Genomic DNA, 16,312 nt, shown 5'->3' with positions numbered 1-16,312 from the left:
TCAAAAAAAATATATGAAATAAAATACAAAAGCATAAGATGAAAATTTACACAAATGAGGAGTAATTATTTATGAACTTTATGGATTCAATAAAGAATATTTTTAATAAAAAAGAGGAGGCAACAAATATGAGTATGTTTTGTTATCAATGTCAAGAAGCAGCAAAAGGAACTGGTTGTACAATACAAGGGGTATGCGGTAAGAAGCCAGAAGTAGCTAATCTTCAAGATTTATTAATGTATACAGTAAAAGGAACAGCCCTTTTAGCAGAAATGGGAAAAGAAGCAGGAGTTAAATTCCCTAAGAATGATTACTTCACAATGACTGCTTTATTTATGACAATCACTAATGCAAACTTCAATGATGAAACATTTGTTGAGAAGATTAAAGAAGGTTTAACTCTAAGAGAAGAAATGAAAAAAGAATTAGAAGCAAAAGGTGTATCTTTAGATAACTTACATGACTGTGCTACTTGGTCTGCTGAAACAAAAGTAGCTATGGAAGCAAAAGCTGATTCAGTTCAAGTTGGAGTACTTTCAACAGAAAACGAAGATGTAAGATCTTTAAGAGAATTAATTATATATGGTCTTAAAGGAATGGCTGCATATGCAGAGCATGCTTATAACTTAGGACAAGTTAATCAAGAAGTATTTGATTTCACAACAAAAGCTCTTGCAGCAACTTTAGATGATTCATTAACAGCTGATGAGTTAGTAGCTCTTACATTAGAAACTGGTAAATTTGGTGTGGATGTAATGGCATTATTAGATGGAGCAAACACTGGTGCTTATGGTAACCCAGAAATCACAGAAGTAAATATTGGAGTTGGAAATAAACCAGGTATATTAATATCAGGGCATGATTTAAAAGATCTAGAGCAATTATTAGAGCAAACAAAAGGAACTGGAGTAGATGTTTATACTCACGGAGAAATGCTTCCAGCTCACTACTACCCAGCATTCAAGAAATATGATAACTTTGTAGGAAACTACGGAAATGCTTGGTGGAAACAAAAAGAAGAGTTTGAAACATTTAACGGACCTATTCTTTTCACTACAAACTGTATAGTACCACCAAAGAAAGACCATATGGCAAGAATTTATACAACTGGAGCATCAGGTTTCAAAGGATGTACTCATATAGAAGCTGATGAAAATGGTAAGAAAGATTTTACACAAATCATCGAACAAGCTAAAACATTAGCAGCACCAATAGAAATAGAAACAGGATCAATTGTAGGTGGATTTGCACACGCTCAAGTATTTGCTTTAGCTGACAAAGTTGTAGATGCAGTTAAAACTGGAGCAGTTAAGCAATTCTTCGTAATGGCTGGTTGTGATGGAAGAATGAAATCAAGAGATTACTACACTGATTTTGCAAAGCAAATTCCTGAAGATACAATAATATTAACAGCAGGTTGCGCAAAATATAAATACAATAAATTAGACTTAGGAGATATCGGTGGAATTCCAAGAGTATTAGATGCTGGACAATGTAATGATTCATACTCACTTGCAGTAATCGCTCTTAAATTAAAAGAAATCTTCGAGTTAAATGATATAAATGAATTACCAATATCTTATAACATAGCTTGGTATGAGCAAAAAGCTGTAATAGTATTGCTTGCTTTATTATACTTAGGAGTTAAGAACATCAAGCTTGGACCTACATTACCTGCATTCTTATCACCAAACGTAGCTAATGTATTAATAGATACATTTGGGATTAATGGAATAGGTACTGTAGAAGAAGATATCGAGCAATTCTTAGGATAATCAATATTTCCTGAAGAAGTATTTAAAATGGCCCATAATTAAACCACAACAATATATAAGATTTATTGAAAAAGCAGCGGAGTTTCCGTTGCTTTTTATTTTTGTAATTATTTATGTATAAAATAGAGTAAAGAAAGCAAATAAGTAGAATAAAATCAGTATTGTATTAGTAATAAATTAGTAGTAAAATAGTATAAAATTCATTAAATTGAACATACTTAAAATATAGGAGGGGTCTTTATTTATGAATGATTTAATAAATAGTTTTAATAAAAGATATTTAACAAAACAAGAGATTGAATATCGTATACCTAGAAATATAAACATAAATGATTTTTGGAATAAATTAATGGATACAAGAAAGAATTCTAAAATTGAGATACCACTTATAGACCAATCTAATATGAAATTTTGGTATAATTTAACGGATGAAATAAGTAAGGCTATTGATATAATAGATGATTCTGCTACTGAGGATTTATTTAAATCAGTACCAATAGATATAGAAGCATCAGTTATTGCCGATGCGTTGATTGATGAAGCATTTAACTCAAGTGTTATAGAAGGTGCTTTTTCAACTAGGAGAAGGACTAAAGAGATGATAGAAAAAAATCTTCAACCTTCAAATAAAAGTGAGATTATGATAATAAATAATTATCGTGCTTTACGATATATATTAGATCACTTAGATGAGCCATTAAATGAAGAGGTTATATTATCAGTGAACAGTTTGCTTACAAAAGATACACTTATTAAAGAGGATATTATTGAAAAATATAGGACAGATACAGTATATGTTTGGGATACTAAAACTAAGAAACCTACATATACAGCGCCTCCACATGAGCAAGTTCAAGAATTAATGGATTCATTACTTGAATTTATTAGTGAGAATAATAAATATCACCCTGTTATCAAAGCTTGTATAATACATTTTTATTTTGTTTATATTCATCCGTTTTTTGATGGTAATGGACGGACTGCTAGAGCAATTTCATATATGTATTTAATTCAAAATGGATATAATTTTTTTAAATTCTTTTCTATTTCAAGTGTAATTAATGAAGAAAAGAAAAAGTATTATGAAGCTATTGAAAATACAGAAATATATGAAAGTGATATGACTTATTTTATTAAGTACTATGCTAATATGATTGTACGTTCTATCGATAAAACAAAAAATAATTTCAATAAAGAATTTGGAAGAAAACTATTAAAAGATACATTAGAGAAGTCAGGAATTGTATTAAATAAAAGGCAAACTAGAATTATTAATTATTTTATTACTAATGAAAAAAACTTCATAACAATTGAAGATTATAGAAAAAGATTTAAGATATCATATGAGACAGCGAGAACCGATTTGCTTGACTTAGAAACTATAGGCTTTTTCAGAAAAGCTAAAAGAGGAAAAAAATCTATATTTATTTTTAATGATATAAATAAAATAATTAGAAATATTAAGAATGATTTTATACTTTAATATTTATTTCTGATTTTATATCCATTAAATCTTTTATCTACTGAGTCATTAATTGAGCAAGTATAATTCTTTTCTTTCTCTGAATTTAGAAAAGTAAAGGCTAATGGTAAATCAGTATTTGATATAATTGTATTCATGGAGAGAATTCCTTTGTTTGCATAATTGTAGTGATTCAATTATGTAAAATGTAGGATTGTTCTTACATTTTTTATAAAGAGGATACTGAAATCACAGGATAGCGCATTAAAATACAAGTTCGAAAATTGAGTTACTAAATTGTCTAATTTCACAACAAATAAGTGGTTAATAAAAATGAGTAATTCAGTTCATACAATAGTACAAAGATATTTAATATTATCAGGTAGTTTGAAAAAATATTCTGTAGATGCAATAAAAGAGCATAAAGCAATTTTAGAAGCAATAAAGGAAAATAATTTTATTAAAGCTAAAGAATTAACAAGTAATCATATAAGTTTTGTGAAAGAAAGAATTCTGAAATAGATTTCTTTTAGATAATAATTGTATACAAATACAATGGAGGGGTTTTATGAGTAATTTATATAAGGAAATAGAAAACTTGACTATCGAATTAGTAAATATACCAAGCGTTAATAATACAAAAGGGGAAGTGGATTTAGCAAATAAAATCTATAAGTATATTAGCCAGATAGATTATTTTAAAGAGAATGAAGATTTAATATGGAAACAACCATTAAAAGATGATGCTTTAGGAAGAATGAATATAATTGCACTATTAAAAGGCAATGGGAATAAATCAAATAAGACAATAATACTACATGGTCATATGGATACTGTTGGTGTAGAAGATTTTGGAGAACTAGCAAAATATGCTTTTGACCCATTAACATTAGAAGAAAAAATGAAAGAAATGAATTTGGATACAGATGTTAAAAAGGATTTAGAGAGCGGAGATTGGATGTTTGGACGGGGATCTAATGATATGAAATCCGGTGTAGCTGCTCATTTGGTTTTATTAAAGGAATTATCAAAGAATAGAGATAAATTAAACGGTAATATTTTATTTATGTCCAATCCTGTTGAAGAAAATCAACATACAGGAATTATTGAGTCAGTTGAATTTTTAGAAAAACTTAAGGAAAAAGAAGAGTTAGAATATGTTGTAGCAATTAATAATGATTATACTACTGCATTATATCCCGATGACCCTAGTAGGTACATTTATTTAGGGGCAGTTGGTAAGCTACTACCTTGTTATTATATTGTAGGTAAAGAAACACATGTAGGGCAATGTTTTGAAGGTTTAGATCCCAATTTAATAGCATCAGAGTTAGTTAGACTTATTAATCTCAATAGTGATTTATGTGATGAGTACGAAGGAGAATTCACCTTGCCTCCAGCTGCTCTAAAAGTTACTGATTTAAAGTCTAGTTATAATGTACAAATGCCTTTCGCTTCTTATGTATATTTTAATTATTTTGTACATGATGCATCAGTAGATGAAATTACTAATATTTTATTACAAAAAGGAAAGATAGCCTTCGAAAATGTAATTGAATATTTAAGTATTCAATATAAAAATTATTGTGAAAAAGTTAATCAAGAATATAAACCATTAAAATGGGAAGCTAAAGTTACAACTTTTGAAGAATTATATAATAGGGTAAAAATAGAGATTGGAGATGAACTTGATACAATAATATACGATATAACTAAGGGATTAAAGGATCAAGGATGTGATACTAGGGAAATTGGCCTTCAAGTTGTTAAAAAGGTAAAACAATTAAGTTCTGAAAATGAACCAGAAGTAATTCTTTATTATTCGCCACCTTATTGTCCACATAATACTTTAAAAGAAAATAAAAATCCTCAATTAATAAAAATTTTAGAAGAGGTTGTAGATGAGGTTGGTAAAGAAGAAAATGAAGACTTCAAAGTTATGAAATTTTTCCCTAGTTTATCAGACAGTAGTTATTTAAAAATTGATGATGAGGAAGAATCTATAGACACATTGATTGCAAATTTTCCAAGTTATAAAGAGATATATAATATACCAGTTAAAGAAATCAAAAAGATAAATATTCCTGCAATAAATTTAGGTTGCTATGGTAAGGATGCTCATAAATCTACAGAGCGAGTTTATAAACCTTATTCATTTGGAGTGTTACCAAAACTATTAAAAGCAACAATAGATAAAATTTTGAATACGAGTTTATAGGGGATTGAAGATGGAGAAAATATACTAAGAAACAGGTGATTAAATGAAATGCAATGTACTTGTAAATATTTTAGATGAATATAATGAGAAAAATATACTAGCTACCTATTATTTTAAACCAGAGAAGGTAATTTTTCTTTCTGCAAAGAATAGTATAGATAAAAATGTTTGTGCCGATGTGGAAAAATTCTATCAATATAAAGGGCTAAAATTAAAAACTGAATTTATTGAGGTTGAAGAAATTGATTATGAGAATATAAAAAAAATTATTTCTAATTACGAAAGAGAAGATACTATAATAAATTTATCTAGTGGTGAAGGTGTATTGCCGATAGTCACCAATAAGGTGGCTTCGTTACTAGAGTTTACATCATGTTATATAGATGATGAAAAGGAAAAGATATTCATACTAGGTACATCAGATATGAAGGTAATTGAAGATGAGTTTTATGATTTTACTGTGCGTGATTTTATTAACTTTACTGGTGGGAAAATTATTGTTGATGAAAGTGATAAATTAAAAGATAAAACAATAACTATGATTACTAATTTTATAGTATATAATTTCTCAGAATGGAGAAAGATAAAAGGGGATTTGATTAATCCTAGGATTTTTAGACATGATAGAAATGTTAATAATAGAGTTATAGTCAATTTTAAATTATTATCATCTTATAAGAAAAGTTTGTTAAATTCCTTTTTTATATTTTTGGAAGAAAACAAGATTATGACAAAAGGAAAGCTTAAAAATGATATAATCTTTTTAGATTTTTATAATCATAAATATAAGGACTTTATTTTTAAAACAGGTACTTGGCTTGAGATTTTTACACATGAAATTGTTAAAGGGATAGATTCGATTAATAGTGTGGAAAATGGCGTTTTATTTCTTTGGGATTCAGATGATAGAATTGTAAGAAATGAAGCCGATGTATTAGCTACTACTACAAATTCTACTTTGTTTTATATATCTTGTAAGGATACAGCCTACTATGATGTAGATGATTTAAATGATATACAGGTTTATTCAGAAAAGTTATCTGGAGATGATGTAAAAAAAATATTAGTTACTACATATGAACCTAGCAAAAGGAGTACTTTAGAAAGGGCTAAGCAAATGGATATTGAAGTGATTATTTTTGATGGGGATGTAGATAAATTTAGAAATGAATTAGAAAAAATTATAAGGTAACTAAGAGCATCGGGTAGAGTAGATGGCAATTAACAAACTACGCTATTCGGTGTTTTGTTATAACTTAAGAATTGTATAGTTTTGTAGAGTATAAATGGTATAAAAACTTCTTAAACCCAACTTAATAAATAGGGTTTACAAAGTTAATAATTTGAGGTATACTTATTTTATAAAGATTAAAAGGTTTTCATAAGAAAATAAAATAAAAAATAAAATAAAAAATGATGGACTAATGGAATTAGGATATCAAATTAGGAGGGTTTATTAATGGAAGTTTTTACAGGGATTGAAAAGATTAAATATGAAGGTGCTAAGTCAACTAATCCTTTAGCATTTAAATACTATGATGCAGAAAAGGTAGTGGCTGGTAAGAAAATGAAGGATCATTTACGTTTTGCTATGAGTTATTGGCATACATTAACAGGAGCTGGTAATGACCCATTTGGTATGGCTACTATGGAACGTCCTTATGATAATTTAGATGGAATGGAATTATCAAAAGCTAGAGTTGAAGCTGGATTCGAATTTATGCAAAAACTTGGCATCGAATATTTTTGTTTTCATGACCTTGATATTGCACCAGAAGGTAATTCTTTACAAGAAAAATTAGATAATTTAGATGTTATAGTTGATTTAATAGAAGAGAAGATGAAAGAAACTGGTATTAAGTGTTTGTGGGGTACATCGAATGCATTTAGTCACCCACGTTTTATGCATGGAGCATCTACTTCTCCAAATGCTGATGTATTTGCTTTTGCAGCAGCACAAGTTAAAAAAGCTTTAGAAATAACAAATAGACTTAAAGGCGAAAACTATGTATTTTGGGGTGGACGTGAAGGTTATGAAACATTGCTTAACACAGATGTTGCCTTAGAAAATGATAACTTTGCAAAATTCTTAAGAATGGCTAAAGATTATGCTAAAAAGATTGGTTTCGATGGTCAATTCTTAATAGAGCCAAAACCAAAAGAGCCAACAAAACATCAATATGATTTTGATACAATGACTGTTTTAGGATTTTTAAGAAAATATGATCTAATTGATGATTTTAAATTGAATATAGAAGCAAACCACGCAACTTTGGCAGGACATACTTTCCAACATGAATTGAATATGTGTAGAATTAATGGGGTGTTAGGGTCTATCGATGCTAATCAAGGAGATATGTTACTTGGCTGGGATACAGATCAATTCCCTACAAATATATACGATTCTACAATGTGTATGTATGAAGTACTTAAAAAAGGCGGAATTGCACCGGGTGGACTGAACTTTGATGCCAAAGTACGTCGTGGATCTTTCCAAGCTGATGATTTATTTATTTCATATATTGTAGGAATGGACACATTTGCTAAAGGCTTATTGGTTGCAAATAACTTATTAGAAGATAGAGTATTAGAGGATTTTGTTGAGGATAGATATTCTTCTTATAAAGATGGTATAGGAGCTAAAATTGTAGCAAATGATACTGATTTTGAAGAATTGGCAGCTTATGCTTTAAAGAATGATCAAATTAAGAATAAATCTGGACGTCAAGAATTATTAGAAGATGTTGTAAATAGATATATATATTCTGCTGAATAAGAAATTTTTATTGATTTAGATAGCTTTAGATTAATAAATATCGTATCTTCCTTAAGTGAATATCTTTACTTAATATTATTATACTTTTCAATAGACAAGAAGGCTAAATAGGTCTTCTTGTTTGTTAAATTCTAAAATAGTATAATGAGTTAAACAATGCGGAGGAGAGATTACATGAATACCATTGAAGATTTAACTCAAGATCAAATTCGAGAAATAAATCGTGTGAAAATATTGAATTATATAAAGAACAAAGAAACTATTACTAAGCAAAGGATATCCAAAAGTCTAAAACTTAGCATACCAACCGTAACTTCTGTTATTAATCAATTAATAGAGGATGGATTTGTAAGTGAAGCAGGGGTTGCAAAATCAACGGGAGGAAGAAAGCCTGTTGTATTACAATTCGAAAAAAATGCAAAATACTCTATAGGGGTAAATATAATGACAGATCGAATTCAAGTGTTGTTGGTTAATCTGGCAATGGAAGAAATTGAGGATGTAAATTTTACTTATAATAAAGCTTTGGAATTTGAAAGAGTTCTTGAAAAGTTGAAATCAAAGATTAGAGTTATTATGAAAAAAAATAAAATTGATAAGAATCAAGTTATAGGTATGGGTATTTCTTTACCAGGTATTGTTGAAGAAGATGCTTTAGTACTCCAAAATGCACCAAATTTAAATATACGAGATTTTGATTTTAATTCTCTGAAAAAAGAATTAGATATACCTTTGTTTATAGAAAATGAAGCAAATGTTGCGGCACTTGCTGAAGTCAAATTAGGTAATTATAAAATGGCAAGACATGTTGTATATATTTCTATAACAGATGGGGTTGGTACAGGAATTGTTATAAATCATCAGATTTTTAAGAGTATTAATAAAAAAGCTGGTGAGTTTGGACATATGCGAATTTCAAATGAAAATAAAAGATGCAATTGTGGAAGAACAGGATGCTGGGAGTTATACGCTTCGAAAGAGGCACTGTACTGTATTATTGAAGCTAAGACTGGAAAGCGTATTGAAAATATAGATGATATTGTTGAAGAATCTTTAAGCAATATGGATAACTATAAAGATGCTCTTCAAGAGTATATGGATAATGTTCTTATAGGTATCGAGAATATAATTTTGGCCCTCAATCCTGAATATGTAATCATTGGTGGCGAGATGGGGAAATATGAGGAGGCTCTACATAAGTATATTGAGTCTACTCAAAATTTGAAAAGTAGTATTTTAGAATATGAAGGAACTCGAATTGTATTTGCAAGTCTTAAAGACCAAGGTGCTAAAATGGGAGCAGCCTTACTTCCGTTAGAAACTATTTTTAGTGCGGGGAAAAGCGTTATATAAACATTTTCAAATATAGAGTGCAATTTGTAGAGTGCTTCTATGTAAACAAGAGTTCAATTTGAAGAGTGCAGAGTGCAGTTAAAACATTTAAAAATAAAGTTATGAGCAATTAGCAATTTGCAATGAAGGATGATTTTGCTATGCAAAATCTTTGAATTAATCAAATGATTAAAGATTCTCGACCAAAGGGAAAGAATCAACCTTAATTGTGCATTATGAATTGTGAATTGTGCATTATCAATAAACAAAACTTATTTATACAAATAATGATTTATTATTAACAGCTATTTGAAACATAGCAAAAAAAAAGGGGTGCATATTATGTATTTTTTAGGAATAGATTTAGGTACTTCAAGTGTTAAAATTTTGGTAACTAACGAAAAGGATGAGATTGTTGGTTCGGTTACAAAAGAATATCCTGTTTCGTATCCTAAACCAAAGTGGTCTGAGCAAAATCCGGAAGATTGGTGGAATAGGACTAAAGAAGGTTTGATAGAGTTAATTGAAAAATATGAAATTCCACGTAATGAGATAAAAGCTATAGGATTTAGTGGACAGATGCATGGATTAGTAGCTTTGGATAAAGAAAATGAAGTTCTTTTCCCTGCTATTTTGTGGAATGATCAAAGAACAGAACAAGAATGTGCTGATATAACAGAATATTTTGGACAAGAAAAATTGACAGAATATACAGGTAATAAAGCTATAACTGGATTTACAGCACCTAAAATACTTTGGGTTAAAAAGCATAGAAAAGAACTTTTTGATAGAATTGAACATATTATGCTGCCTAAGGATTATGTGCGTTTTTGCCTTACAGGTGAATATGCTATTGATTATTCTGATGCATCAGGTATGTTGCTTTTAGATGTGAAAAATAAATGTTGGTCTAAAGAAGTTTGTGAATTTATTGAGGTAAAGGAAAGCCAATTACCTAAGCTTTATGAGTCTTATGAAGTAACAGGAGTAGTAACTGAAGAAGTGAAGAAAGAACTAGGGCTTCAAGGAGAAATATTGGTGGTTGGTGGAGCTGGAGATCAAGCTGCTGGTGCGGTAGGAACAGGAACAATTGAAGAAGGTGTTATTTCAGTTACTCTTGGTACATCAGGAGTTGTTTTTGCAGCACATGAAGAATATGCAGTAGATAAAAATAATCGTCTTCATGCATTTGTACATGCAAATGGAAAGTACCATTCAATGGGAGTTATGTTATCAGCTGCAAGTTGTCTGCAATGGTGGGTAGATGATGTTAATAAAGGGGTAAGCTTTGAAGAATTGTTGAAGGAAGCAGAAGAAATTGCACCAGGTTCTGAGGGTCTTATTTTCTTGCCATATCTTACTGGCGAAAGAACACCATATCCAGACCCTGATGCTAAAGGTTCTTTTGTTGGTATGACAACAACAACTAAACGGGGACATATGACAAGAGCTATATTGGAAGGTGTTTCTTATGGACTTAAGGATTCTTTGGAGATTTTAAAGGATATTGGTGTACCAATAAATGAAATAAGAGTTATTGGTGGAGGAGCTAAAAGTCAATTATGGAAGCAAATTCTTGCAGATGTATTTGATGAAGACCTTGTGGAGATTAATACAAATCAAGGGGGAGCTCTTGGAGCATGCATATTAGCTGCAGTAGGAGCAGGTCAATATAAAAATGTAGCAGAAGGATGCAAAAGAATGATTCGTGTTACAAATAAAATTAATAAAAATTCTGAGAATTCTAAAGTGTATCTACAGAATTATAAAAGATATATAAAATTATATGGCGCTCTAAAAAAATGGTTTAAACTATAGCCTTTAATTTAGAATATTATTTTGCATAAAAACTACCTCAAATTAAATTTGAGGTAGTTTTTTGCGGTATCAAACAATAAAAACATTAAATATTAAATAATAATTATAATTTAATTAAAATTACTATTTAATTTATTCGAAAATAATGTTATAATTTAAATAACAAACAGATTAGTTTGTATTTGGAATGAAAAATAGTTTATTTTAATATAGAGTTGAAACTTAAGAGTAAAGGTGAGTGATTTTATGAGCAAACGTGAAAGGGTCCTATTTGTTATATTTCTTTTATTAAGTTCAGTGGCATTAAATGATACATATCAAGTAGTTAATGCTGAAGATTTTTTTAATAACAACGTGAGTAGGGAAGATGTGTTATTAACCAGCGAAAGAGATAATAATTCTGATTTGATGATTTCAGATAATATAGAAGAAGAAACAGTTGCTAATCCAGAAACATTAGAAGTACAGGCTACTACAGAGAACACATTAGATGATGATTCTAAAACTTCTAAAGAATTGTTTAAAGATAGTGCTGAGGAGAATGTTACTTTAGAAGAAAATGAAACTGCTAATAATGAGCAGACTTCAATTGTTACAGAAAAAAAAGAAACCATAGTAGAAGAGCCGGTAGAAGTTACACCAGTAGAAACAAAAACAGTAACAACAACAGAAACTAACGCAGCAGAAAAAGCAGAATTAGAAGCAAAAGCAGCAGCAGAGGCGAAAGCGCAGGCAGAAGCAAAAGCAGCAGCAGAGGCGAAAGCAGAGGCAGAAGCAGCAGCACAAGCCAAAGCGCAGGCAGAAGCAGAGGCTGCGGCGCAAGCAGAGGCAGAGGCTGCAGCAGCAGAAAAACAGAATACTGGGTACTTTATCTCTAGTATAGAACAAGAAATTTTAAAATATACAAATGAAGAAAGAGCAAAGAATGGATTAGATCCAGTAGTTTGGGAATCAAGTATGAATTCAATAGCTAGATTTAAAGCAGAGGATATGCTTGAAAATAGTTATTTTGCACATCCAACCCCTTCACTTGGAAATATTAATTGTCTTCAATTAGCGCAGCATTTTGGTTATTCAACATCTTCTTATGGAGAAAACTTATTTACAATTGGGGTAGATGGAGCAAGTGTACTTAATTATACATCAGCTCAAAAAATAGTAGATGCTTGGATGAACAGTTCAGGGCATAGAGAAAATATTTTAAGACCAGAATGGAAAAAAATGAGTGCCGGAGTCATTTGTAGTGATGATAATTCAGTTATTTACGCAGTACAGCATTTTTCAGTAGACTAGTTCTTTTTGAAACGAGAGTGATTCTTAAAAGAAGTTTGCAGAGTGCAGAGTGCAGAGAAAAGATTAAAAGACTAAAAGACTAAGAGATTAAAATATATGGACAGGTAGATTCTTTTGAGGGATCTACTTGTTTTTGGTTTATAAGTAGTTGTATAGAACACATAATTAGCTGAGTAAATATATTATGAGGGATAGTGTGGGGAATGTTAATACTTATTTTAAATACAACAATAAAAGTGCAATAAAAAAAACCCTAATAGAAATCAGGGTTTTTTCTCGCTTGAAATGTTGCTATAACCAATTTATATTAATCTAATATAAAAGTCGAGATTATAGTTTTGTTACATTAGCAGCTTGAGGGCCTCTAGCACCATCAGTTATTTCGAATTCAACTTTTTGACCTTCGTCTAAAGTTTTGAATCCATCTCCTTGGATAGCTGAGAAATGTACGAATACATCATCTTCCCCATCTACAGATATAAATCCGAATCCTTTTTCTCCATTAAACCATTTAACTGTTCCTTGTTTCATATAAAATCCTCCAAACAAATAATTTATAACATCGTTATGTGTTAAGATTATCATAACTTTCAATAAGTGTCAAATGGTTTTTTATAATATTTTGAAATGATTTCAAAAAAAAGTCTATTTTATGTAGGAAATTAATTATTTTATTAGTGTGCGTTAAATGTTATACTATAATACTATAGTTATATTAATATAATATAAACATAGAAGGGGGATTACTATGGAAAAAAATAAAATAAAATGGCAAGTAAAATTAGTAATAGGACTTATATTATTATCTGTAGTGTTGTATTTTGCAACATATGTGGTGTTTCATGATACACATCATATGTTTGAATTTTTAATGGAAGATTTAGCTTTTATACCAGTTGAAGTTTTAGTTGTTTCATTAATTATTGATAGGGTCATCGAGAAAAGAGAGAAACAGAATCTAATGGAAAAATTAAATATGATTATAGGAGTTTTTTTTATTGAAGTAGGTGGAGAAATATTAAAAAACTCACCAAGACTAGATTCTAATTTAGTTAGTATTAAAGATGCTTTAGAAATAAAAAATGAGTGGAATGATGCAGATTTTAATAAAGCAATAAAAAAAGTTAAAAATTATGAAGCTAAGGTCAAGGTCAAGGACCTTAACTTGATTGCTATCAAAGAATTTTTAATAGGCAAGAGGGATTTCCTATTAAGGTTATTAGAAAACCCCAATCTATTAGACCATGAAACATTTACTTATTTATTAAATTCTGTGTTTCATTTAGAAGAAGAGCTTTCATGTAGGAATTTAAATGAATTAGCAAAAGATGATGAAGAGCATCTGTATAATGATATGCTTAGAGTTAACAACTATATTATAGTTGAATGGCTTCAATATATGAAGCATATAAAGAATAACTATCCATATTTGTATTCAACTGCTGTTAAAGATAATCCATTTAAGTTTTAGTTATTAAATATAAAAGTATAGAGAAAAAGAGGACGATTCTTTAATAGAAGTCGTTCTTTTTTTTATTAAAAAAAATGATCAATAAATACTAAAATTATTGACGCAAAGTATTTTGTGTAGTAAAATAAAATCATAAATGGAACACTGTTTCATAATACAAAACGGCGTGTTTAGGTGATGTATTTAATTTAATATAATTATTCTATAAGTCGAGGCTAAAGGGAGTTTTAAAGTATGGAGAAGATATTTGATATAGTGACTTTTGGAGAAAGTATGGTTTTGTTTAATCCTGATAGTACAGGACCTTTGAAATATGTAGATGGATTTACTAAATCTATAGGAGGTGCAGAATCTAATGTATCCATAGCTCTATCTAAGCTGGGACATAAAGTAGGGTGGTTTTCTAAACTTGGGGATGATGCTTTTGGTAGATATATTCTTTCAGTTATAAGAGGCGAAGGGGTAGATGTTTCAAGAGTAGTATTTGATCCAAATCATAGTACTGGAATTTTATTCAAGGAAAGATTTGAGCACGCTAATCCTAATGTTTATTATTATAGAAAGAACACTGCAGCTAGTAATCTTGTGTGGGAAGATATTGATGAAGAATATATTAAATCATCAAAAATACTTCATATCACAGGGATTACGCCTGCTATATCAGATAGCTGTAGGGAAGTTGTTTTTAAGGCAATTGAAGTAGCTAAACAAAATAATGTTTTAGTATCTTTTGACCCAAATATTAGATTGAAATTATGGGATGAAGAAGTAGCAAGAGACGTAATTTTGAAGATAGCAAGTAATGCAGATATAATGCTACCAGGTGACGATGAAGGTGAATTACTATTTGGAACAAAAGATCCTGAAAAAATAGCAGAGGAATTTATTAAGTTAGGCTGTAAGATTATAGCGGTGAAGCTTGGTAAAAAAGGGTGTTATGTAACTGATTCAAATGAAAAAATATATGTTGCAGGCTATCCAGTAGAAAGAGTTGAAGATACCGTAGGAGCTGGAGATGGTTTTGCAGCAGGATTTTTATCAGGTTACTTAAGAAATTTATCATTAACCGATTGTGCTAAACAAGGAAATGGCGTTGGTGCAATGGCTGTTCTTGTAAAAGGCGATATGGAAGGTTATCCAGATATGGAGCAATTGAATAACTTTACTGGAATAACAAAGTCAATTGAAAGATAAATTATAAATTAGTTAAATCAACTTAAATATAGGCTAAAAAAATCCACCTGTACTTCTATTTTAGTTGTTTTAAATACATAAAGCCAAAGATAAATGATGTATTTTAATATAACTATATTTAAGTGATTAATAGGAAGGTAGTTTTTCTACCTTCCGTTTAGTGTATAGTTATAAGTGATAATGCACAATGCACAATGCACAATGCACAATGCACAATGCACAATGCACAATGCACAATGCACAATTAAGGTGATTTTTTAGCAGAGCTAAAAAATTTAATTTTAATAAAACATTAAAACATTAAAGATTAAACATAAATTAATAAAACATAAATTAATAAAACATAAATAAGTAAATAAATAAATAAATGGTCAAAAAATATAATTAAGATTTTTCTAGAAAATAAAGAAAAGTGATCTTAATTATATATTTAAAAAAATAATGAGGTGAATGTAATGATAGGTATGGAACATGTTGGTATTTGCGCTAATAATACTACTGAATTAAAGGATTGGTATGTAAAGCTTTTCGGGTTTGAAGTTGTTTATGATAATAAAAAAGAAAAGCCTACTTATTTTCTATGGTTAGATGATGGAAATATGATTGAAATTTATGCTGCAGATGAAGACGAAGAAGTTTATGGAAATAATAAAAAAGGAATAAGACACTTAGCTTTTAGTACAGATGATATTGAGAAAGAGTATAAGAATTTAATGGATAACAAAGTAGAAATAGTAAAAGATTTTGCTGAAAGCGCAAAAGGTATAAAAACTGTTTTCTTTAGAGATTTAGAGGGAAATATAATCCACTTTATTAGTAGACCAGAAGAGCAGAAATTAAAACCAAAGGCTTAATAAATTAGCCCTTTTATGTAATGATGCTCAGGCTGTTGACAAATATGATTTGTCAACAGCTTTATAATTTTAAATGAAGTTATAAGTTGACAAAACATTTACTTTTATGATAGATTTAT

14 protein-coding genes are annotated in these 16,312 nt (G+C 29.5%); 12 read left to right on the top strand and 2 right to left on the bottom strand.

Annotation, left to right across the window (positions count from 1 at the left end; all coding sequences use genetic code 11):
* Positions 1-128: 128 nt before the first annotated feature.
* Positions 129-1,775 (top strand): hydroxylamine reductase, encoded by a 1,647-nt coding sequence (gene hcp, locus ACVHXK_RS03380; RefSeq protein WP_461205024.1) that lies wholly within the window; start codon positions 129-131, stop codon positions 1,773-1,775.
* 244 nt (positions 1,776-2,019) lie between these two features.
* Positions 2,020-3,258: a Fic family protein gene (locus ACVHXK_RS03375; protein ID WP_461204949.1), complete on the top strand. Its 1,239-nt coding sequence runs from the start codon at positions 2,020-2,022 to the stop codon at positions 3,256-3,258.
* Here the strand turns inward: ACVHXK_RS03375 and ACVHXK_RS03370 are convergent.
* Entirely contained in the window at positions 3,255-3,395 is a 141-nt protein-coding gene (locus ACVHXK_RS03370) for a hypothetical protein (protein ID WP_461204948.1), read from the bottom strand. The two genes, ACVHXK_RS03375 and ACVHXK_RS03370, sit on opposite strands and share 4 nt — an antisense overlap.
* 139 nt (positions 3,396-3,534) lie before the next feature.
* Between ACVHXK_RS03370 and ACVHXK_RS03365 the strand changes: the two genes are divergently transcribed.
* The 7 genes from ACVHXK_RS03365 to ACVHXK_RS03335 all read left to right on the top strand — a co-directional run bounded on the left by ACVHXK_RS03365 (position 3,535) and on the right by ACVHXK_RS03335 (position 12,674).
* Positions 3,535-3,759, top strand: coding sequence for an FCD domain-containing protein (locus tag ACVHXK_RS03365; RefSeq protein WP_461204947.1), 225 nt, complete (start codon positions 3,535-3,537; stop codon positions 3,757-3,759).
* A 46-nt stretch (positions 3,760-3,805) separates the two neighbouring features.
* Positions 3,806-5,455, top strand: coding sequence for a M20/M25/M40 family metallo-hydrolase (locus ACVHXK_RS03360; protein WP_461204946.1), 1,650 nt, complete (start codon positions 3,806-3,808; stop codon positions 5,453-5,455).
* Positions 5,456-5,498: 43 nt separating this feature from the next.
* A complete protein-coding gene (locus ACVHXK_RS03355) occupies positions 5,499-6,647 on the top strand; it encodes a Card1-like endonuclease domain-containing protein (RefSeq protein WP_461204945.1) in 1,149 nt (382 codons plus the stop codon).
* A 267-nt stretch (positions 6,648-6,914) separates the two neighbouring features.
* Positions 6,915-8,231, top strand: coding sequence for a xylose isomerase (xylA, locus tag ACVHXK_RS03350; RefSeq protein WP_461204944.1), 1,317 nt, complete (start codon positions 6,915-6,917; stop codon positions 8,229-8,231).
* Positions 8,232-8,405: 174 nt separating this feature from the next.
* Positions 8,406-9,584: an ROK family transcriptional regulator gene (locus tag ACVHXK_RS03345; protein WP_461204943.1), complete on the top strand. Its 1,179-nt coding sequence runs from the start codon at positions 8,406-8,408 to the stop codon at positions 9,582-9,584.
* Positions 9,585-9,905: 321 nt separating this feature from the next.
* Positions 9,906-11,381 carry a xylulokinase gene (gene xylB / locus ACVHXK_RS03340; RefSeq protein ID WP_461204942.1) on the top strand — a complete coding sequence of 492 codons (1,476 nt, stop codon included), beginning with the start codon at positions 9,906-9,908 and terminating at the stop codon, positions 11,379-11,381.
* Positions 11,382-11,627: 246 nt separating this feature from the next.
* Positions 11,628-12,674 carry a CAP domain-containing protein gene (locus ACVHXK_RS03335; RefSeq protein ID WP_461204941.1) on the top strand — a complete coding sequence of 349 codons (1,047 nt, stop codon included), beginning with the start codon at positions 11,628-11,630 and terminating at the stop codon, positions 12,672-12,674.
* Between the two features lie 330 nt (positions 12,675-13,004).
* Here ACVHXK_RS03335 and ACVHXK_RS03330 read toward each other — a convergent pair whose 3' ends face one another.
* Positions 13,005-13,205, bottom strand: a complete 201-nt coding sequence (locus ACVHXK_RS03330; protein WP_461204940.1) for a cold-shock protein — start codon at positions 13,203-13,205, stop codon at positions 13,005-13,007.
* Between the two features lie 217 nt (positions 13,206-13,422).
* Here ACVHXK_RS03330 and ACVHXK_RS03325 point away from each other — a divergent pair, with 217 nt between their 5' ends.
* The 3 genes from ACVHXK_RS03325 to ACVHXK_RS03315 all read left to right on the top strand — a co-directional run bounded on the left by ACVHXK_RS03325 (position 13,423) and on the right by ACVHXK_RS03315 (position 16,193).
* The gene (locus ACVHXK_RS03325) at positions 13,423-14,145 is read left to right on the top strand and encodes a hypothetical protein (RefSeq protein ID WP_461204939.1); all 723 of its coding nucleotides are present in this window, start codon (positions 13,423-13,425) and stop codon (positions 14,143-14,145) included.
* 234 nt (positions 14,146-14,379) lie between these two features.
* A complete protein-coding gene (locus ACVHXK_RS03320) occupies positions 14,380-15,339 on the top strand; it encodes a sugar kinase (protein WP_461204938.1) in 960 nt (319 codons plus the stop codon).
* 455 nt (positions 15,340-15,794) lie between these two features.
* A complete protein-coding gene (locus ACVHXK_RS03315) occupies positions 15,795-16,193 on the top strand; it encodes a VOC family protein (RefSeq protein WP_461204937.1) in 399 nt (132 codons plus the stop codon).
* Positions 16,194-16,312: the final 119 nt, after the last annotated feature.

The organism is Clostridium sp. DL1XJH146 (genome assembly GCF_054819755.1).
Note: the sequence above shows the minus strand (reverse complement) of the source record. Positions and strands in the feature narration are given on the sequence as shown.